The organism is Pseudomonas sp. NPDC087029, assembly GCF_044745345.1.
Classification (GTDB): domain Bacteria; phylum Pseudomonadota; class Gammaproteobacteria; order Pseudomonadales; family Pseudomonadaceae; genus Aquipseudomonas; species Aquipseudomonas faucium.
This window is the reverse complement of sequence record NZ_JBIVAB010000008.1, coordinates 176,136-194,807: the sequence shown is the minus strand read 5'-3', so window position 1 is coordinate 194,807 and position 18,672 is coordinate 176,136. Positions and strand designations below refer to the sequence as shown.

General features: G+C 66.0%; 18 protein-coding genes and 1 riboswitch. Of the genes, 13 read left to right on the top strand and 5 right to left on the bottom strand.

Annotated elements, in window-relative coordinates; all coding sequences use genetic code 11:
• Positions 1–20 precede the first annotated feature (20 nt).
• The gene (locus ACIPG5_RS15575) at positions 21–560 is read left to right on the top strand and encodes a DUF2058 domain-containing protein (protein ID WP_176515699.1); all 540 of its coding nucleotides are present in this window, start codon (positions 21–23) and stop codon (positions 558–560) included.
• A 46-nt stretch (positions 561–606) separates the two neighbouring features.
• Here ACIPG5_RS15575 and ACIPG5_RS15570 read toward each other — a convergent pair whose 3' ends face one another.
• The 4 genes from ACIPG5_RS15570 to purM form a co-directional block, all read right to left on the bottom strand.
• Positions 607–789: a hypothetical protein gene (locus tag ACIPG5_RS15570; RefSeq protein WP_176515697.1), complete on the bottom strand. Its 183-nt coding sequence runs from the start codon at positions 787–789 to the stop codon at positions 607–609.
• Between the two features lie 171 nt (positions 790–960).
• Complete coding sequence (locus tag ACIPG5_RS15565; protein ID WP_401376139.1) at positions 961–1,671, bottom strand: DUF3108 domain-containing protein; 711 nt, start codon at positions 1,669–1,671, stop codon at positions 961–963.
• Positions 1,672–1,679: 8 nt separating this feature from the next.
• Positions 1,680–2,333 (bottom strand): phosphoribosylglycinamide formyltransferase, encoded by a 654-nt coding sequence (gene purN / locus ACIPG5_RS15560; protein ID WP_401376136.1) that lies wholly within the window; start codon positions 2,331–2,333, stop codon positions 1,680–1,682.
• Positions 2,333–3,391, bottom strand: coding sequence for a phosphoribosylformylglycinamidine cyclo-ligase (gene purM / locus ACIPG5_RS15555; RefSeq protein ID WP_176515691.1), 1,059 nt, complete (start codon positions 3,389–3,391; stop codon positions 2,333–2,335). Before purM ends, purN begins: the two co-directional genes overlap by 1 nt.
• A 381-nt stretch (positions 3,392–3,772) precedes the next feature.
• On the opposite strand from purM, the gene ACIPG5_RS15550 reads away from it, so the two are divergent.
• The 5 genes from ACIPG5_RS15550 (at position 3,773) to ACIPG5_RS15530 (ending at position 8,285) form a co-directional block, all read left to right on the top strand.
• Positions 3,773–4,840, top strand: a complete 1,068-nt coding sequence (locus tag ACIPG5_RS15550) for a DUF2066 domain-containing protein (protein ID WP_176515689.1) — start codon at positions 3,773–3,775, stop codon at positions 4,838–4,840.
• A gap of 12 nt (positions 4,841–4,852) precedes the next feature.
• Positions 4,853–5,926 (top strand): AI-2E family transporter, encoded by a 1,074-nt coding sequence (locus ACIPG5_RS15545; RefSeq protein ID WP_176515687.1) that lies wholly within the window; start codon positions 4,853–4,855, stop codon positions 5,924–5,926.
• A gap of 219 nt (positions 5,927–6,145) precedes the next feature.
• On the top strand, positions 6,146–6,853 hold the full coding sequence (gene hda / locus ACIPG5_RS15540; RefSeq protein ID WP_145193312.1) for a DnaA regulatory inactivator Hda: 708 nt from the start codon (positions 6,146–6,148) through the stop codon (positions 6,851–6,853).
• Positions 6,854–6,980: 127 nt separating this feature from the next.
• Positions 6,981–7,616, top strand: coding sequence for a C40 family peptidase (locus tag ACIPG5_RS15535; RefSeq protein WP_176515685.1), 636 nt, complete (start codon positions 6,981–6,983; stop codon positions 7,614–7,616).
• 135 nt (positions 7,617–7,751) lie between these two features.
• Positions 7,752–8,285, top strand: coding sequence for a C40 family peptidase (locus tag ACIPG5_RS15530; RefSeq protein WP_176515683.1), 534 nt, complete (start codon positions 7,752–7,754; stop codon positions 8,283–8,285).
• Positions 8,286–8,297: 12 nt separating this feature from the next.
• Here ACIPG5_RS15530 and ACIPG5_RS15525 read toward each other — a convergent pair whose 3' ends face one another.
• A complete protein-coding gene (locus tag ACIPG5_RS15525; RefSeq protein ID WP_401376131.1) occupies positions 8,298–9,614 on the bottom strand; it encodes a PQQ-dependent sugar dehydrogenase in 1,317 nt (438 codons plus the stop codon).
• Positions 9,615–9,692: 78 nt separating this feature from the next.
• On the opposite strand from ACIPG5_RS15525, the gene ACIPG5_RS15520 reads away from it, so the two are divergent.
• From ACIPG5_RS15520 to ACIPG5_RS15490, 7 genes are all read left to right on the top strand, one after another.
• On the top strand, positions 9,693–12,323 hold the full coding sequence (locus tag ACIPG5_RS15520; protein WP_401376129.1) for a dermonecrotic toxin domain-containing protein: 2,631 nt from the start codon (positions 9,693–9,695) through the stop codon (positions 12,321–12,323).
• Between the two features lie 116 nt (positions 12,324–12,439).
• Positions 12,440–12,662, top strand: a riboswitch (cobalamin riboswitch).
• A 117-nt stretch (positions 12,663–12,779) separates the two neighbouring features.
• Positions 12,780–13,391, top strand: a complete 612-nt coding sequence (gene cobO, locus ACIPG5_RS15515) for a cob(I)yrinic acid a,c-diamide adenosyltransferase (RefSeq protein ID WP_401376126.1) — start codon at positions 12,780–12,782, stop codon at positions 13,389–13,391.
• Positions 13,388–14,683 carry a cobyrinate a,c-diamide synthase gene (locus ACIPG5_RS15510; RefSeq protein ID WP_401376123.1) on the top strand — a complete coding sequence of 432 codons (1,296 nt, stop codon included), beginning with the start codon at positions 13,388–13,390 and terminating at the stop codon, positions 14,681–14,683. Before cobO ends, ACIPG5_RS15510 begins: the two co-directional genes overlap by 4 nt.
• Positions 14,680–15,330, top strand: coding sequence for a 5,6-dimethylbenzimidazole synthase (bluB, locus tag ACIPG5_RS15505; RefSeq protein WP_176515675.1), 651 nt, complete (start codon positions 14,680–14,682; stop codon positions 15,328–15,330). Before ACIPG5_RS15510 ends, bluB begins: the two co-directional genes overlap by 4 nt.
• Positions 15,327–16,235 (top strand): adenosylcobinamide-phosphate synthase CbiB, encoded by a 909-nt coding sequence (gene cbiB, locus ACIPG5_RS15500; protein ID WP_176515673.1) that lies wholly within the window; start codon positions 15,327–15,329, stop codon positions 16,233–16,235. Before bluB ends, cbiB begins: the two co-directional genes overlap by 4 nt.
• Complete coding sequence (cobD, locus tag ACIPG5_RS15495; protein WP_401376119.1) at positions 16,228–17,220, top strand: threonine-phosphate decarboxylase CobD; 993 nt, start codon at positions 16,228–16,230, stop codon at positions 17,218–17,220. Before cbiB ends, cobD begins: the two co-directional genes overlap by 8 nt.
• Entirely contained in the window at positions 17,217–18,671 is a 1,455-nt protein-coding gene (locus ACIPG5_RS15490; RefSeq protein WP_401376117.1) for a cobyric acid synthase, read from the top strand. The genes cobD and ACIPG5_RS15490 overlap by 4 nt, the downstream gene beginning before the upstream one ends.
• Position 18,672: the final 1 nt, after the last annotated feature.

The window sequence follows — 18,672 nt, the reverse complement described above, 5'->3', positions numbered from 1 at the left end:
GCATAAGTGAGTGAACATCCATGAGTCTTTCCCTTCGCGATCAATTGCTCAAGGCCGGTCTGGTCAACCAGAAACAGGTCTCCCAGGCCAACAAGGCCGAGAAGAAACAAAAACGCCTGGAGCACAAAGGCCAGGTCGAAGTCGACGACAGCCAGCAGCGCCTGGCCAAGGAAGCCATGGCCGAGAAGGCCAAGCGCGACCAGGAGCTGAACCGCCAGCAGCAGGAAAAGGCCGAGCAAAAGGCCCGCGCCGCACAGGTCAAGCAGCTGATCGAGGCGACCCGCCTGCCCAAGCTGAACACCGAGGATTACTACAACTTCGTCGATGACAAGAAGGTCAAGCGCATCGCCGTCAACGCCCTGATGCGCAGCAAGCTGAGCAATGGCGCACTGGCAATCGTTGCCCATGGCGGTGGCTACGAAGTGATTCCGCGTGAGGCGGCGGTGAAGATCCAGGAGCGCGACCCTAACCGCATCCTGCTGCTCAACACCCATGTCGAGGAAGCGGACGAGGATGACCCCTACGCGGCCTACAAGATCCCTGACGATCTGATGTGGTAAATGCAAAAAGCCCCGCCTAGGCGGGGCTTTTTCATGGAAGACGGGGTCATTGCGTGGTGCGCTGGTTTTCCAGGTCTTCGAGCTCTACGCGGTACTGGTGAGCTTCGTGTTCATTGTGGAACATGCCCACCAGCTGGCCTTGCTGGTGCACATCCCAGATCCGCACGCCAGCGGCCAGGCCTTCGTGGGACATTCTCGATTCGTCGCGTTCGGTTACTTGGACAGTCATCGGTAAACTCCACTTCTTGGGTTGGTTGCGACACTGTGTCGCACACCCCTTTTATAGAGTTTGTTAGCAGGCTAAGTAAATAAAACGGCGATGAAACAAGTTTCATGTTGGCGCGCCGACAAAAAGAAACCCCGCACCAGGCGGGGTTTCAGGCAAGCAGGCTGCAGCGCTTCAGTTACCCTTCACCGTGCGGCCATCGACCGTGCCATCCTGCAGCACGATCACGTACTCCTTGCCGTCGGTCTCGACCTGGCGCAGTTGCACCAGCAGGTAGTCCCAATCCTTGGCAAACCACAGCTCGGTGATGCGCTTGCTCTGGCTAGGGTCACGCACGCGCTCGACCTTCACCGCATCGACCTGGCCGGTCTTGGTGGTGACTTTCTCGGTGCCCAGCACGCGGAAGTCGTAGGTGTCGATTTCGTCACCGTCGACCACCTGGTAGGTCATGCTTTTCTTGCCGGCGGCCACATCGTGCTGCAGGGCCAGCTGGTAGGACGACTTGTCCAGCACGCCACGGTTGAGCGGCAGGCTGACTGCGTCGCCGCGGTCGCTGCCGGTCACTTTCTTGGCGTTCCAGTCGAAGGTCAGGTCGACCTTCTTGGCCTTGCCCAGGCCACCGCGTTCGAAGTGGTACTTCTGCGGCTGCAGGGTGTCGTTGTCCAGGCGCAGGGTGCTTTGCTCGGTCAGGCTGGCGATCATCATGGACGCCTTGAAGTTAAGGTCCCATGTACCGTTGGCGTTTTTCACCAGGCTGCGTTCGGCAGTGCCACTCATGGGCAGTTGTTTCCAGTCGGCGGTGTAGCTGGCCGAGAAAGGCTTCAGGTCAGCTGCCTGGAGCGGCAGGGCAAGCACGGCAAGAGCCAAGAGCAGGGCGCGACGCATAAATTCTCCTAGGGTCGGATCAAATGACCACTGGCCGGCAACGGCTGGCCATCCAGTAACGCACCCTGTTCGCCCAGGCGCAAGCGCCCCTCGGCAAACCAGTGCATCGCCAGCGGGTAGATCTGGTGTTCCTGGTGGTGTACCCGCTGCGCGAGGCTTTCAGCGCTATCGCCTGGCACTACCGGTACCACAGCCTGTACGACCAGAGGCCCGCCATCGAGTTCCTCGGTGACGAAGTGTACGCTGCAGCCGTGCTCGGCGTCGCCTGCTTCCAGGGCCCGGCGGTGGGTATGCAGGCCCTTGTACTTGGGCAGCAGCGACGGGTGGATGTTGAGCAGGCGGCCCTGGTAGTGGCGCACGAAGCCGCCGCTGAGGATACGCATGAAACCGGCCAGCACCACCAGGTCGGGGTTGAAACCGTCGATGCGCGCCATCAGCGCCGCATCGAAGGCCTCGCGCCCGTCAAAGCCGGTGTGATCCAGCACCGCGGTGGCGATGCCCGCCGCCGCGGCCCGTTGCAGGCCATAGGCATCGGCGCGGTTGGAAATCACCGCGACGATGCGTACTGCGCTGGCTTCACCGCGGCAGCTGTCGATCAGGGCTTGCAGGTTGCTGCCGGAACCCGACAGCAGTACCACGACATTGCAGGGCGAACTCGGCATCAGTGTGCCTTGAGGTTCTGCAGCTCGACCTGGGCTGCGCCTTCGGCGGCCTGTTCGATGCGGCCGATGACCCATGGCTGCTCGCCGGCGGCGCGCAGTTCGTTCAGGGCCGCTTCGACCTGGTCCTGGGCCACGCAGATGACCATGCCCACGCCGCAGTTCAGCACGCGGTGCATTTCGTGCTCATCGACGTTGCCTTTTTCCTGCAGGAAGTCGAACACCACCGGGCGCTGCCAGCTGGCCACGTCGATCACGGCCTGGGCGTTGGCCGGCAGGACGCGCGGGATGTTGTCCAGCAGGCCGCCACCGGTGATGTGGGCCATGGCCTTGACGGCACCGGTGTTCTTGATCAGTTGCAGCAGCGGCTTGACGTAGATGCGGGTCGGCGCCATCAGCAGGTCGGTCAGCGGCTTGCCGTCGAGCTGGGTGTTCTCGATGTCGGTGGCCGACACTTCGAGGATCTTGCGGATCAGCGAGTAGCCGTTGGAGTGCGGGCCGGAGGACGGCAGGGCGATCAGCGCGTCACCGGTAGCGACCTTGGAGCCGTCGATGATTTCGGCCTTTTCCACCACGCCGACGCAGAAGCCGGCCAGGTCGTAGTCTTCGCCTTCGTACATGCCCGGCATCTCGGCAGTTTCGCCGCCAACCAGGGAGCAGCCAGCCAGTTCACAGCCGGCGCCGATGCCGGTGACCACGGTGGCGGCCACGTCGACGTTGAGCTTGCCGGTGGCGTAGTAGTCGAGGAAGAACAGCGGCTCGGCGCCACAGACCACCAGGTCGTTGACGCACATGGCGACCAGGTCCTGGCCGATGCTGTCGTGCTTGTTCAGGTTCAGCGCCAGGCGCAGCTTGGTGCCGACGCCGTCGGTGCCGGAGACCAGCACAGGCTGCTTGTAGCCGGCCGGGATCTCGCAGAGGGCGCCGAAGCCACCCAGGCCACCCATGACTTCAGGGCGTGCGGTGCGTTTTGCCACGCCCTTGATGCGTTCGACCAGTGCTTCGCCGGCGTCGATGTCTACACCGGCGTCCTTGTAGCTCAGGGAGGGTTGCTTGCTCATTGATCCAGGCCTTTAAGAGGGAGGGATTCGTAAAAACGACCGTGACGGCCAAGGCCGGCTGGGAGGCGGCGGCTGCCTGAAACGTCAGAGGTCTGTGAAGGCGCGCGATTTTATCAGGGTTGCCGGGCAGCGGCCATCCTCAGGCCGACGGGCAGGGCAGGAAATGCTGAAAATCATGGCCAATCGAGCGGCAATGCAAACCTTTGGGAGCCAGCCTGGCGGCGATGGCGGCGCCACAGGCTGGGTGACAGCCATTTCACCCACGCTCACTGGTTGCCACGGCCAACCCTCTATAAGGTAGTGGGAGCACTTTGCCCTCAGCAACGGTCCCACCCTGCGCTACGCTCACGTTGTTCCGTGTTATCTGGACAGGAATCCTGCATGCGACTTCTCAATTACCTGGCAGCGGGTTGTCTCGCCCTTGCCAGCCTCGCCGCCCAGGCGGAAAACGTCTCCGGCCTCTACCAGGTGCGCGAGGCCGTCGAAGGGCAGGGCGCCGAAGCCCGTACCGCCGCCACCGCCAAGGCCCTGGATACCCTGGTGCTGCGCCTGACCGGCGACCCCAAGGCGGCGCAGAGCCCGGCGCTGGCCGAGCTGCGCAAGGACCCGCAACAAATCATCAACCAGGTCGGCACCGACGCGGGCCCGCCCGAATCGGTGATGGTCGAGTTCGACCCCGGCAGCACCGAGCGCGCCTTGCGCAAGGCCGGGCTGGCCCTGTGGGGCAGCAACCGGCCCTCGATCCTCGGCTGGTGGCTCAACGACAACGCCGAAGGCAGCAACCTGGTTGGCGATGGCCAGGCCAGCGCCCAACCCCTGCGCCGCGCCGCCCAGCACCGTGGCCTGCCACTGCGCCTGCCGCTGGCCGACCTGCAGGAGCAGCTGGTGGCCAATGCCAAGCAACTGGAAGGCAGCGACCCCGCGCCGCTGCGCCAGGCCGCCGAGCGTTACGGCGCCGATGCGCTGCTGGCGGTGCACGCCCAGGAGGCCGACGGCAAGTGGCAAGGCAAGTGGCAGCTGTGGCTGGGCAAGCAGCACGAACAAGGCAATGCCGAAGGGGCCGACCAGGCCGCGCTGGCCGACGCGGTCATGCTCGCCGTGAGCAACCGCCTGGCGCCACGCTACGTGACCCGGCCGGGCGCCAGCAGCCAGTTGCAGCTACAGGTGCAGGGCATGAACCTGCAGCGTTATGCCGAACTGGGCCGTGTGCTCGAACCCTACGGGCCGCGCCTGCAGCTCGCCGACGGCAATACCCTGACCTACGCCGTGACCGCCGACCGCGAGCAATTGCGCGCCCAGCTTGGCCTGGCCAAGTTGCAGGAAGTGCCGGCCGAACAGGCCCCCGCCCTGGCTGCACCGCCCGCAACGGGCACCCCGCCGGCGCCGGGCCAGCCCGCCGCCGCCCAGCCTGCAGCCAAGCCGTTCGACGGCTTGCGCTTTCGCTGGTAAGGAGTGATGCACATGCTCGATACCCGTCGCTGGATCTGGCTGGGCGCAGCCCTGCTGATTGCCGTGCTTCTTTATAGCTTGCACAACATTCTTTCACCGTTTCTGATCGGCATCCTGCTCGCCTACCTGGCCGATCCGCTGGTCGATCGCCTCGAGCGCCTGGGGCTTTCACGTACCTGGGGCGTGGTCGTGGTGTTCGGCCTGTTCACCCTCATCCTGCTGGCCTTGCTGCTGGTGCTGGTGCCGATGCTGGCCAAGCAGTTGCTGCGCCTGTACGAACTGGCGCCGCAGATGCTCGACTGGCTGCAGCATGTGGCGCTGCCCTGGGTACAGCACCGCCTGGGCCTGGCCGATGGCTTCTGGAAGTTCGACAAGATCAAGGCCGCGATTGGCGAGCACATGGGCCAGACCACCGACATCGTCGGCATCGTGCTGTCCCAGGCCACTGCCTCGAGCCTGGCGCTGATGGCCTGGCTGGCCAACCTGGTGCTGATCCCGGTGGTGGGCTTCTACCTGCTGCGCGACTGGGACGTGATGATGGCCAAGCTGCGCAGCCTGCTGCCGCGCCAGCGAGAGGCGCAGGTGGTGGGCCTGGCCGGTGAGTGCCATGAAGTGCTGGGGGCGTTCGTGCGTGGCCAGTTGATGGTGATGCTGGCATTGGGCGTCATCTACTCCGCCGGCCTGATGCTGGTGGGGCTGGAGCTGGGCCTGCTGATCGGCATGCTGGCGGGCCTTGCGGCCATCGTGCCGTACATGGGCTTCATCATCGGCATCGGCGCGGCGCTGGTGGCCGGGCTGTTCCAGTTTGGCGGGGATCTCTACCCGATGCTGGGCATCGTTGCCGTGTTCATGGTCGGGCAGGCGCTGGAAGGCATGGTGCTGACGCCGCTGCTGGTCGGCGACCGGATCGGCCTGCATCCGGTGGCGGTGATCTTCGCCATCCTTGCCGGTGGCGAGCTGTTCGGCTTTACCGGCGTGTTGCTGGCGCTGCCGGTGGCGGCGGTGATCATGGTGCTGCTGCGCCATGTGCATGACCTGTACAAGGAGTCGGACATGTATGCCGGGGATATCGACCCTGAGTTGTGACAGCGGGGCCGCGTTGCGGCTCTTTCGCCGGCACGACGGTGCTCCCACTGTGGGAGCCGGCTTGCCGGCGAAAGGGCTGCAGCGCCGCCCCGTCCACTGCAACTCGTTGATTTTGCTTGTGCTATGTGCCTGCGCGATTGTGCCCACCCGCGTTGCGGGTATAGACTTTGCACACCGTTCATTTAAGGCCCCCTGTGGTCCTCCCGACCGCCCGCCAGCATGAAACCACCGATCCAGTTGCCCTTGGGTGTGCGTCTGCGCGACGACGCCACCTTCATCAACTACTACCCGGGCGCCAATGCCGCGGCATTGGGCTATGTCGAGCGGCTTTGCGAAGCCGACGCCGGCTGGACCGAGAGCCTCATCTACCTGTGGGGCAAGCAGGGTGTCGGCCGCAGTCACCTGCTGCAGGCTGCCACCCACCGCTTCCAGCAGCGCGGCGAGCCTGCCGTGTACCTGCCGCTGGCGCAGTTGCTCGAGCGTGGCGTGGAGCTGCTCGACTACCTGGCGCAGTACGAGCTGGTGTGCATCGATGACCTGCACGTGATCGCCGGCAAGGCGGACTGGGAAGAGGCCATGTTCCACCTGTTCAACCGCCTGCGCGACAGCGGCCGGCGCCTGCTGCTGGCGGCCTCGGCTTCGCCGCGCGAGCTGCCGATCAAGCTGCCCGACCTCAAGTCGCGCCTGACCCTGGCGCTGGTGTTCCAGATGCGTGGCCTGTCCGATGAAGACAAGCTGCGCGCACTGCAGCTGCGTGCCTCGCGCCGTGGCCTGCACCTGACCGACGAAGTCGGCCATTTCATCCTCACCCGCGGTACCCGCAGCATGAGCGCACTGTTCGACCTGCTCGAGCGCCTCGATCAGGCGTCCTTGCAGGCACAACGCAAGCTCACGATCCCGTTCCTGAAGGAAACGCTCGGCTGGTAAACCCCGTGATTACAGGGCTTTGAGCGGCAAAACGAAAAAGTCACATCTTTTTCGATAAAATTTGCAAATGGTCCCGATAGAAGGCATAGTTTCCCCCTTCTAAAGGATTACAGACACGGTCGTGCCCATGCTCAAGCGCTTCGCACCCCTCGTGCCACTCGCACTCGTGACCCTGCTGATCGGCTGCGCGGCCCAAGGCCCGGTTTCCCAGCCCCAGGATCACACCCCGGTCGCCAGCCAGGCGGCCATCAAAGCCAAGGCTTCTGCTTCGTCGGTATTCGGTGAAGAAGAGCAGGCAACCGAAGATGACCTGGAGGCCTTCTCCAGCAGCAAGCCGTACCAACTGCCGGTTCTGGCCGACAGTATCCTCGAGCGCGGCATGTCGTTGATCGGCACCCGCTACCGCTTTGGCGGTACCACCGAGGCGGGCTTCGACTGCAGCGGTTTCATCGGCTACCTGTTCCGCGAGGAAGCTGGCATGAACCTGCCGCGCTCGACCCGCGAAATGATCAACGTCGACGCGCCCAAGGTAGCCCGCAACAAGCTCAAGCCAGGCGACCTGCTGTTCTTCAGCACCAACGGCCGTGGCCGCGTCAGCCATGCCGGCATCTACCTGGGTGACAACCAGTTCATCCATTCCAGCAGCCGCCGCAGCGGTGGCGTGCGCATCGACAACCTCGGTGACCGCTACTGGAGCAAGACCTTCATCGAAGCCAAGCGTGCCTTGGCCATGGCGCCGACCAGCGATATCGCGCGCAACTGATAGCAAAATGCTATATTCTCCCACGGCGGCGAGCTTAAAAAGCTCGCCGCCGTGCGCATTTACAGAAAGCGTCTAATCTAAATTCTCAACTCTTTTCGGCTGCGGCCGTGCGGTCTCAGACAGGATGTTCTGGCCATGGCGATAATGGCGCGTTTCGCATTCTTTTCCTTGGTGGCATTGCTGGCTGCCTGTTCCAGCCGTGCGCCTGCACCCGCTCCAGTGGTGCAGCCCAAGGTCACCTACAGCCAACCCGATGGCTCGCCCATTGCCGACGACGTGCTGATCCGCGCGATCGGCCTGGTGGGCACGCCTTACCGATGGGGCGGCAACACGCCGGATTCCGGGTTCGATTGCAGCGGCCTGATCGGCTACGTCTACCGCGATGCGGCGGGTATCAGCCTGCCACGCTCCACGCGCGAGATGATCGTCATGCGCGCGCCGACCGTGGACGCGAAATCGCTGCAATCGGGTGACCTGGTATTCTTCGCCACCGGCGGTGGTTCGCAGGTCAGCCACGCCGGTATCTACGTGGGCGAGGGCCGCTTCGTGCATGCACCTTCGACCGGCGGTACGGTCCGCCTGGACTACCTGTCCAACAGCTATTGGGCCAAGGCCTACCTGCAGGCAAAGCGGGTCATCCCCCAGGGCCATCTGGCCCAGAACCCCTGATCACGCCAGGCGCTACGGCGCCTTGCTGACCCGCCACACCACGTTGCCGACATCGTCTGCCACCAGCACGCCACCGCGCCTGTCATTGGCAACCCCAACGGGCCGCCCCATGGCCTTGGCATCACTGTCGAGAAAGCCGGTGAGCAGGTCCACCGGCTGCCCGCTGGGTTTGCCGCTGCTGTCGAACGGCACGAAAATAACCTTGTAGCCACTGTGCGGCTTGCGGTTCCACGAACCGTGCTGGCCGACGAATGCCCCGTGGTCGAAGGGCGCCGGCAGTGCACCCGGTTCGGCGAACGCCAGGCCCAATGAGGCGGTATGCGGGCCGACGGCGTAGTCCGGCACCAGGGCTTGGGCGACCTTCTGCGGGTTTTGCGGCTGCACGCGTTGATCGACATGCTGCCCGTAGTAGCTGTAGGGCCAGCCATAGAAACCGCCATCCTTGACCGAGGTGATGTAGTCCGGCACCAGGTCGCTGCCAATCTCGTCACGCTCGTTGACCGCAGTCCACAACGCGCCGCTGCGTGGTTCCCAGGCCAGGCCATTGGGGTTGCGCAAGCCTGAAGCGAAAACCCGATGGGCGCCGCTGGCCGCATCCACTTCCCAGATCGCCGCGCGGCCTTGCTCCTGGTCCAGCCCGTTCTCGCCGACATTGCTGTTCGAGCCCACCGTCACGTACAGCTTCTTGCCATCGGCGCTGGCGATCACGTTCTTGGTCCAGTGGTGGTTGAGCGGGCCGCCGGGCAAGTCGGTGACCTGGGTGCCGGCCTCGCGGATCTGCGTGGCCCCTGGCACGTAGCGAAAACGCAGCAGTTTGTCGGTGTCGGCGACATAGAAGTCGTTGCCCACCAACGCCATGCCAAACGGTGAGTGGAGCCCTTCGATGAAAGTGCTGCGGGTTTCGGCCACGCCGTCATGATCGGCGTCGCGCAGCAGGGTGATGCGGTTGGCACTGGGCACGCCGGCCCCTGCACGCTGCATCACCTTGCCCATTACCCAGCCCCGTATGCCTTTGCCCTCGTCGGGCCTAGCCGGGGCATTGGTTTCGGCCACCAGCACATCGCCATTGGGCAGCACGTACAGCCAGCGGGGGTGGTCCAGGCCGCTGGCGAACGCCGTCACTTGCGTGCCAGGCGCGGCCTTGGGCTTGGCGCCTTGGGGCCAGCCCACCGCCGGCGCGATGTTCACGGTCGGTATTAGGGTGTTGTTCGGTGCTGGCAGGCGAGGTGTCGGGCCACTGCCGTCGGCGACCTGCAGCTGCGCGGTTTCAGCGCAGCCTGCGAGGCTGGCGACCAGCAACAACACCTTCGTGATTGCGGATCCGTTCATGTGTGCCACCCTCGCGAGCAGGTCTGTATTGATTGTGAGGGGCGCCAGCGCTGCCAGGTTCAATCGACACCGCGTTGCATGGGCGCCCTACACATCTACTGCCAGCCGTTCGTTGCCCTGTCCAGCATGGCCATCCCTATGCAGATGGCTTTGGAGTGGGTGATGAACACCGTCAATGAAACAATCGAACGCCAGCTCGATGCCTCGCAGGCCCTGCGGCCTCTCACCGACCTGATCGAGGAAATCGTCCGTGAATACCCAGACCCCAGCGTGCTGGCAACCGAGCAGGCGAGGCGCATCCTGCTTACCCATACCGGCAAGCGGATAGACCCGCGGTTCGTCTGGTGGCACCAGTTCGAAGGCACCAGTGCCAGCAGTTCGACCAGCTTCACGGGCTGGCAACACAGAGGGCCGCCCAGCAAGTCCATGCATCTCACCGAGCTGGTGGTGCATCGTTTCGACGCGGCCTTTCAGCAGGCGCCGGACCAGTTGGCGGTCTATGGCGGCTTCTACCGGCAGGGGCCGCAGGCCCTGCAGTTCGATACCCACAACGAAGTGGGCATGCTGGGCAGCGATGTGCAAAGTGACCTGTGGGCACTGGATTTCGCCGTGGCCTATCGCGCCAAGGTCGAGCACTTTCTGACCACCCAGCGCCAGCATTTTCGCGTCCTGGCCAAGATCTGCCTGCTTGGCCATATCGCCGAGGCTCTGGCTGCCGCGCGCATTACCCGCGATGACGGCGAGCGCCTGCGAGCGTTGATCGCCGATGGCTTGCCGGCCGATCAACTACCCACCTTGGCCACGCTTGAGCGCGACAGCACCACCAGTACCTTGACGCTCAGTCGCTATGTGCTCGACCCCGCGGATGGCGGCTGCATGTACAGCCTGGAAGCCGCCGATGGGCGGGTGGTGCTGTATCTGCCCTGGGCCGGGGAAGCGCTCAGGGCGTTCGGCTCGGCCCTGGCCATGGCCTGCTGGTTGCGTGAACACCTGCAGGACAGCCAAAAGCTCGACGCCTTCAAGGCGGCAGCCTATGGCGATGCACGTGACCCTGCGCGCACCCACGCGGTGGCAACGCATCTGCAGGGCATTGCCAGCAGCGCCTCGGAGCAGGCCGCTTTGGCGTTGCTCAATTACCTGAAGCGCCCGATCACGCAAGACATGTTCACCTACCTGATTGGCCTGGTTGCCCGCGAGCTGCGCGAAACCGCCAGCTTGATGACCAACAATGCGGATTTGCGCAACGCGATCTGGCGTGGCTACCTCGCCGCCTTTCTCAAGGTGTTCGGTGGTTTCGCGCCGCTGGGCTGGCCGATGTCGCTGGCCTTGCTCGGTGCCAGCGTGGCCAAGGTCGGCCTGGATGTGCAGGCCGCCGCACGTGCCGGCGACGATCAAAGCCGCAGGGAAGCGCTGCGCACGGCCATCCTCGACAGCGTGCTCGCGGCCTTCAACATGGTCGACTTCGGCTTTCAATCGAGCTTCGCCTCCCTGGCGCGGCCCGCTGCGCCACACGAGTCCGGCGTTTCGCTGGAGCACTGGCAGGTAGCGCAGCCGGCGCAACTGCCGCTCGAGGGGCAGGAGAGCAACGTGCTGCTGACCGGCGAGGTGGGGCAGGCGGGCCGGCTCAGAGGCGTCGGTGTCAGCGATGACGGCATTTGCTGGATCACCCTGAACGGGTTGTCCTTTCATGTGCGCTACAGCCACGAACTGTCCTGCTGGCTGATCGTGCCCAACAACAACCCCTATGCCTTCGGGCCACTGTTGCCGGTGCGCCTGAATGCCAATGGGCAATGGGAGCTACTGGTTGCACCGGGCCTGCGGGGCGGCGGCTCATCGCCGATCGCTGACGTGGCTGACATCGGCTCGCCGTTCTGGGATGTCTACGCCACGGCTGACGGCACCCAGAGCAGCAGGCTGTCCGCCGGCGCCTTGCGGCGGCAGAAAAAACTGCTCGAAACCTGGATGATTCCGACGCTTGCGGCCGACAAGCGCCCGGACCTGGATGGCAACGGCCTGGATTGCGTCATGGTCCACGGCTTGCCCGAATACTCCTATCGCTATCAGCGCGAGTACTACAACTCGCTGATCGAGTACTACACCAGCGATGAATCGAGGGTTAACGAGGTGTTGCGCCATGGTGTCTATCACTACGGTGACGAAGACAGCTACCTGGGCAACCTGGCCGACTCGCTCGACCGCCTGCCCAAGAGCAACGCCGTCAATCTGTACCGCGGCGGGCATGTGTCGCGCGGCACGGGCGGCCGGTTATACCGCAGCGGTCATTTGAAGGTCGGCGATGTGCTGGTCAATAGCGACCTGACTTCGTTTACCGAAAACCCGTACAAAGCCACCGACTTCGCGTCGCAAGTCACGGGCCAGGGCAGCGCGACGGCGCGCACCTTCGACGACAGTTCGGTGATTTTCGGGCTGCCGGCCGGCCACTACCATGACGGCACGCCGGTCAGTGCCTTCTCGCTGTACTGGGACGAAGCCGAGACGCTGTTCCTGCCTGGGCATTACTTTCGCATCGACAAGATCGAGCAGGTGCACGGCGTCGACTACCGTTTCATCCTGGTGACGCTCGGCCAGGTGAGCAAGCCTGCCGAAGGCGCCGTGTACGACCTGCGCACCGGTCTGGCGTTCGACTTGGCCGCCTACCGTGCACGTATTCGCACGCCGGCGCTGGCGCAACGTTTCTTCCCGCAGTAACGGTGCAGGCGTCCAAGGCACCGCGCCGCTGAAGCGCACAGCCCATCGTCGGCCAGCCGGCGCTGGGCTGGGTGAAATCGCCCCGGTTCGATTGACGCTCCCCATTCAACCCTCTAACCTTCGCGCGTGTTTCAGGTGCCCCGCCAGCCCCGTCTGGGCAGGGTGAAACTGGGAAGCCGGTGGGCGCCGCAAAGGTGCGATTCCGGCGCTGCCCCCGCAACGGTAGGTGAGTACAAAGGCCGCGCAGGGCCACTGGATGCCAGCATCCGGGAAGGCGCGCAGGCTGGGGCCAAGGCCCGCTCACGAGCCCGGAGACCGGCCTGATACTGCCAACGGCATCACGGAGGGTGATGCGCGGTGCACCGTGGCCAGCCGCCGCGGCCCTGCGCGTTCTCCGTCTGCCCGCCTATCGACCTGTCGCCGCCGCTTGCGTGGCGCCAGCCTGCGGAGAACCCCATGAGCGAAACCACCGACCGCGACGAACGCCACCTGGCGCGCATGCAGCGCAAGAAGGCGATCATCGACGAGCGCATCGCCAATTCCCCTAACGAATGCGGCCTGCTGCTGGTGCTGACCGGCAATGGCAAGGGCAAGAGCAGCTCGGCCTTCGGCATGCTCACCCGCGCCCTGGGCCATGGCATGCAGTGTGGCGTGGTGCAGTTCATCAAAGGCCGCAACAGCACCGGCGAAGAGCTATTCTTCCGCCGCTTCCCCGAACAGGTGCGCTACCACGTGATGGGCGAGGGCTTCACCTGGGAAACCCAGGACCGCCAGCGCGACATCGCCGCCGCCGAAGCCGCCTGGGCCGTCTCGCGCCAGCTGCTGCAGGACCCCTCGGTGCAGTTCGTGGTGCTCGATGAGCTGAACATCGCCCTCAAGCACGGCTACCTCGACCTCGACCAGGTACTCGGCGACATCCAGGCCCGGCCGCCGATGCAGCATGTGATCGTCACCGGCCGCGCGGCCAAGCCCGAGATGATCGAGCTGGCCGATACCGTCACCGAGATGGGCATGCTCAAGCACGCTTTCCAGGCCGGTATCCGCGCACAGAAGGGCGTGGAACTGTGAGCCAACCCCGCCATTGCCCGGCCGTATTGATTGCCGCACCCGCCTCCGGCCAGGGCAAGACCACCGTCACCGCCGCCCTGGCACGCCTGCACCGCAACCTCGGGCGCAAGGTACGGGTCTTCAAGTGCGGGCCGGACTTTCTCGACCCGATGATCCTCGAGCGCGCCAGTGGTGCGCCGGTGTACCAGCTCGACCTGTGGATGATCGGCGCCCAGGAAAGCCGCCGCCTGTTGTGGGAAGCAGCCGGCGAGGCCGACCTGATCCTCATCGAAGGGGTGATGGGCCTGTTCGACGGCACGCCGTCCAGCGCCGACCTGGCTCGCCACTTCGGCGTGCCGGTGCTGGCGGTGATCGATGGCACCGCCATGGCCCAGACCTTCGGCGCCCTGGCCTTGGGCCTGGCGCGTTACCAGGCCGACCTGCCGTTCGCCGGCGTGCTGGCCAACCGGGTTGGCACGCTGCGCCATGCGCAACTGCTCGAAGGCAGCCTGACCGAGGGCTTGCGCTGGTATGGCGGCCTCTCGCGCGAACGCGGCATCGAGCTGCCCAGCCGCCACCTGGGCTTGGTGCAGGCCAGCGAACTGAATGACCTGGATGCCCGCCTGGACGCTGCCGCCGAGGCCCTGGGCGCCAGTTGCGATGCGGCCTTGCCGCCGCCGGTGAGCTTCGCCGAAGCCGAGCCGCAGGCCTGGCGCGCATCGCTTGCCGGGGTGCGCATCGGCGTGGCGCGGGACGAAGCCTTTGCCTTCATCTATGGCGCCAACCTCGACCTGTTGCGCCAGCTCGGCGCCCAGCTCGAGTTCTTCTCGCCACTGCACGACCGCGAACTGCCGGTGGTGGACAGCCTGTACCTGCCCGGTGGCTACCCCGAGCTGCACCACCACGCGCTGGCCGCCAACACGCCGATGTGCCAGGCGATCCGCGCCCACCATGAGGCCGGCAAGCCGCTGCTGGCCGAATGCGGCGGCATGCTCTACCTGCTCGATGCCTTGACCGATGTGGCTGGCGAGCGCGCCGAACTGCTCGGCCTGCTGGCGGGCGAAGCGACCATGCAGAAGCGCCTGGCCGCCCTGGCCCTGCAGGCGGTGGAACTGCCGGAAGGCACCCTGCGCGGGCACACCTACCATCATTCGCTGACCAGCACCGAACTTGCGCCGATCGCCCGCGGCCTGAGCCCCAATGGCGGGCGCGGCAACGAGGCGGTCTACCGCCTGGGGCGCTTGACCGCCTCCTACGTGCACTTCTACTTCCCCTCCAACCCCGATGCGACGGCGGCGCTGCTGCAACCATGAGCGAACACGCTTTCAGCGCTGCCGAGCGCGCCGCGATCTACCGGGCGATCGGCGAGCGCCGCGACATGCGCCACTTCGCCGGCGGCACGGTCGCCCCCGAACTGCTCGGCCGCCTGCTGGCCGCCGCGCACCAGGCGCCCAGCGTCGGCCTGATGCAGCCCTGGCGCTTCATCCGCATCAGCCAGCGTGACCTGCGCCAGCGCATCCAGGCGCTGGTCGAGCAGGAGCGCACACGCACTGCCGAGGCCCTTGGCGAGCGCTCGGACGATTTCATGAAGCTCAAGGTCGAAGGCATCAACGACTGCGCCGAAGTGCTGGTGGCGGCCTTGATGGACAACCGCGAACCGCATATTTTCGGCCGCCGCACCTTGCCTGAAATGGACCTGGCCTCGCTGGCCTGCGCCATCCAGAACCTGTGGCTGGCAGCCCGGGCCGAAGGGTTGGGTATGGGCTGGGTATCGCTGTTCGACCCGCTGGCGCTGGCCGAGCTGCTCGGCATGCCGGCGGGCGCCAAGCCGGTGGCGGTGCTGTGCCTGGGGCCGGTGGCGGCGTTCTACCCGGCGCCGATGCTGGCGCTGGAACACTGGGCCGAAGAACGGCCCTTGGGTGACATGCTGTTCGAAAACCAATGGGGAGAGCGCCCATGAGCGTGGCCTTGCTGACCGTGGCCGGCGTGGCCCTGGATGCCTTGCTGGGCGAGCCGCAGCGGCGCCACCCGCTGGTGGCCTTTGGTAACTTTGCCGCGAGCCTGGAGCGGCGCCTGAACGCCGGTGGCCGTGGCTGGCGCAGCCATGGCGTGAGCGCCTGGTTTTTGGCCGTGGTGCCCTTGACCCTGGTGGCCTTGATCCTGTCCTGGCTGCCTTACATCGGCTGGCTGGTGGACGTGCTGGCGCTGTATTGCGCGCTGGGCCTGCGCAGCCTTGGCGAGCACGTGCTGCCGGTGGCCAATGCCTTGCGCCAGGGCGACCTGGAAGAGGCACGGCGGCGGGTGGGCTACCTGGTCAGCCGCGAAACCCGCGAGCTGGATGAGCCCGCCGTGGCCAGGGCGGCCACCGAATCGGTGCTGGAGAACGGCAGCGATGCGGTATTTGCCGCGCTGTTCTGGTTCATCGTCGCCGGCGCGCCCGGGGTGGTGCTGTACCGCCTGAGCAATACGCTGGATGCCATGTGGGGCTACCGCAACGAGCGCTTCGAGCGCTTTGGCTGGTGCGCGGCACGCATCGACGACGTGCTCAACTATATTCCCGCCAGGCTGGTGGCGCTGACCTACGCAGTGCTCGGCAAGACCCGCCTGGCGCTGGCCTGCTGGCGCAAGCAGGCGCCGTTGTGGGACAGCCCCAATGCCGGGCCGGTGATGGCCGCAGGTGCGGGTGCGCTGGCCGTCGAGCTCGGCGGCCCGGCGGTGTACCACGGCGAGCTGCACGAGCGCCCGCGCCTGGGCGAGGGGCCGATGGCCGATGCCGACGCCATCGAGCGCGGCTGGAGCCTGGTGCAGCGCGGCGTGTGGCTGTGGCTGCTGCTGATTTGCCTGGGAGCGTACCTCGATGCTTGAACATGGCGGCCGCCTGCTGCGGGCGATACGGCACTACGCAATTGCCCGTGAAGACTGGCTGGACCTGTCCAGCGGCATCGCGCCCTGGCCTTACCCGATTCCGGCCATCCCCGTGGAGGCCTGGGCGCGCCTGCCGGAAACGGACGACGGCCTGGAAGCTGCGGCCTGCCGCTATTATCGGGCCCATCAGGTGTTGGCGGTGGCCGGTTCCCAGGCGGCGATCCAGGCATTGCCGCACCTGCGCCCGAGCGGCCGGGTCGGGGTGTTGTCGCCGTGCTATGCCGAGCACCCGCAGGCCTGGCAGCGCGCCGGGCATAGCCTGGTCGAGCTGCAGGAAGCCGAGGTCGAGGCGGCCCTCGACAGCCTCGACGTGCTGGTGCTGGTCAACCCCAACAACCCCACCGGCCTGCGCGTGCCCCGCGAGCGCCTGCTGCACTGGCATGCCCGCCTGGCCGCGCGCGGCGGCTGGCTGCTGGTCGACGAAGCGTTCATGGACAACACACCGCAATACAGCGTGGTGGATTGCGCCGAGCGCCCTGGCCTGATCGTGCTGCGTTCGTTCGGCAAGTTCTTCGGCCTGGCCGGGGTACGCCTGGGCTGCGTGATGGCTGAACAGCCTTTGCTGCAGCGCCTGGCCGACAGGCTTGGGCCGTGGACCGTCAGTGGCCCGGCGCGGGTCGTGGCCCAGGCCTGCTTCGCCGACCAAGCTACCCATCAGCTGCAGATCGCCCGCTGCTCCGAGGCCAGCCAGCGCCTGGCCACCTTGCTGCAGGCCCATGGCCTGGCACCCAGCGGCGGCTGCGACCTGTTCCAGTACGTGCGCAGCGAGCGGGCCGCGCACCTGCATGATTTTCTCGCCCGCCGCGGCATCCTCGTGCGCCTGTTCGAGCAGCCCGCTGCCGTGCGCCTGGGCCTGCCCGCCTGCGCCGCGGACGAACAGCGCCTGGCCCAGGCCCTGGCCGCCTATCAGAAGGAAACGGCATGACCACCCTCATGGTGCAAGGCACCACCTCCGATGCCGGCAAGAGCACGCTGGTCACCGCCCTGTGCCGCTGGCTGCTGCGCCAGGGCATCAACGTGGTGCCGTTCAAACCGCAGAACATGGCGCTCAACAGCGCGGTGACCGCCGACGGCGGCGAGATCGGCCGCGCCCAGGCGGTGCAGGCCCAGGCTTGCCGGCTGGCGCCGCACACCGACATGAACCCGGTGCTGCTCAAGCCCAACAGCGACACCGGCGCCCAGGTGATCATCCACGGCCGTGCGGTCACCAGCATGAATGCGGTGGCCTACCACGACTACAAGGCCATCGCCATGCAAGCCGTGCTGGCTTCGCACCAGCGCCTGAGCACGGCCTACCCGGTGGTGATGGTCGAAGGGGCCGGCTCGCCGGCGGAGATCAACCTGCGTGCGGGCGATATCGCCAACATGGGCTTTGCCGAAGCGGTCGACTGCCCGGTGATCCTGGTCGCCGACATCAACCGTGGCGGCGTGTTCGCCCACCTGGTCGGGACCCTGGAGCTGCTGTCGCCGAGCGAGCAGGCGCGGGTCAAGGGCTTCGTCATCAATCGCTTTCGCGGCGACATCGCCTTGCTGCAGCCCGGCCTGGATTGGCTGGAAGCGCGTACCGGCAAACCGGTGCTGGGCGTGCTGCCCTACGTCACCGACCTGCACCTGGAAGCCGAAGACGGCATCGACGTGCGCCAGGGCAGCAAGCACGAGCGCGTGCTCAAGGTCATCGTCCCGGTGCTGCCGCGCATCAGCAACCACACCGATTTCGACCCCCTGCGCCTGCACCCCCAGGTGGATTTGCAGTTCATCGGCCCTGGCCAGCCGATCCCGCCGGCCGACCTGATCATCCTGCCGGGCTCCAAGAGCGTGCGCGGCGACCTGGTGCAACTGCGCGCGCGCGGTTGGGACGCGGCCATCGCTCGGCACCTGCGCTATGGCGGCAAGCTCATCGGCATCTGCGGCGGCCTGCAGATGCTCGGCCAGCAAGTGCACGACCCGCTCGGCCTGGAAGGGCCGGCCGGCTCAAGCCCGGGGCTTGGGCTGCTCGACTACGCCACGGTGCTCGAAGCCGACAAGCAACTGCGCAATGTCGCCGGCACCTTGAGCCTGGAAGATTCGCCAGTGGCCGGCTACGAAATCCATGCCGGCGTGACCACGGGCACGGCGCTTGAGCAGCCCGCCGTGCAGCTTGCCAATGGCCGCGCAGATGGTGCGATCAGCGCCGATGGCCAGATCCTTGCCACTTACCTGCATGGCCTGTTCGAAGGCCGCCAGTCGTGCGCCGCACTGCTGCGCTGGGCGGGCCTGGCCGATGTGCAGCCCATCGATTACCAAGCCTTGCGCGAACGCGACATCGAACGCCTGGCCGACCTGGTCGAGCAGCACCTGGATACCGAATACCTGCGCCAACTGTGCGGAGCCGCCTGAC

Coding starts and splice junctions, on each gene's coding strand:
- ACIPG5_RS15565 (WP_401376139.1), bottom strand. CDS start 1,671: ATGCGTCGCGCCCTGCTCTTGGCTCTTGCCGTGCTTGCCCTGCCGCTC.
- ACIPG5_RS15550 (WP_176515689.1), top strand. CDS start 3,773: ATGCGACTTCTCAATTACCTGGCAGCGGGTTGTCTCGCCCTTGCCAGC.
- cobD (WP_401376119.1), top strand. CDS start 16,228: ATGCTTGAACATGGCGGCCGCCTGCTGCGGGCGATACGGCACTACGCA.
- ACIPG5_RS15575 (WP_176515699.1), top strand. CDS start 21: ATGAGTCTTTCCCTTCGCGATCAATTGCTCAAGGCCGGTCTGGTCAAC.
- ACIPG5_RS15525 (WP_401376131.1), bottom strand. CDS start 9,614: ATGAACGGATCCGCAATCACGAAGGTGTTGTTGCTGGTCGCCAGCCTC.
- ACIPG5_RS15570 (WP_176515697.1), bottom strand. CDS start 789: ATGACTGTCCAAGTAACCGAACGCGACGAATCGAGAATGTCCCACGAA.
- ACIPG5_RS15520 (WP_401376129.1), top strand. CDS start 9,693: ATGGGCGCCCTACACATCTACTGCCAGCCGTTCGTTGCCCTGTCCAGC.
- hda (WP_145193312.1), top strand. CDS start 6,146: ATGAAACCACCGATCCAGTTGCCCTTGGGTGTGCGTCTGCGCGACGAC.
- ACIPG5_RS15530 (WP_176515683.1), top strand. CDS start 7,752: ATGGCGATAATGGCGCGTTTCGCATTCTTTTCCTTGGTGGCATTGCTG.
- purM (WP_176515691.1), bottom strand. CDS start 3,391: ATGAGCAAGCAACCCTCCCTGAGCTACAAGGACGCCGGTGTAGACATC.
- cobO (WP_401376126.1), top strand. CDS start 12,780: ATGAGCGAAACCACCGACCGCGACGAACGCCACCTGGCGCGCATGCAG.
- ACIPG5_RS15490 (WP_401376117.1), top strand. CDS start 17,217: ATGACCACCCTCATGGTGCAAGGCACCACCTCCGATGCCGGCAAGAGC.
- ACIPG5_RS15545 (WP_176515687.1), top strand. CDS start 4,853: ATGCTCGATACCCGTCGCTGGATCTGGCTGGGCGCAGCCCTGCTGATT.
- cbiB (WP_176515673.1), top strand. CDS start 15,327: ATGAGCGTGGCCTTGCTGACCGTGGCCGGCGTGGCCCTGGATGCCTTG.
- bluB (WP_176515675.1), top strand. CDS start 14,680: ATGAGCGAACACGCTTTCAGCGCTGCCGAGCGCGCCGCGATCTACCGG.
- ACIPG5_RS15535 (WP_176515685.1), top strand. CDS start 6,981: ATGCTCAAGCGCTTCGCACCCCTCGTGCCACTCGCACTCGTGACCCTG.
- purN (WP_401376136.1), bottom strand. CDS start 2,333: ATGCCGAGTTCGCCCTGCAATGTCGTGGTACTGCTGTCGGGTTCCGGC.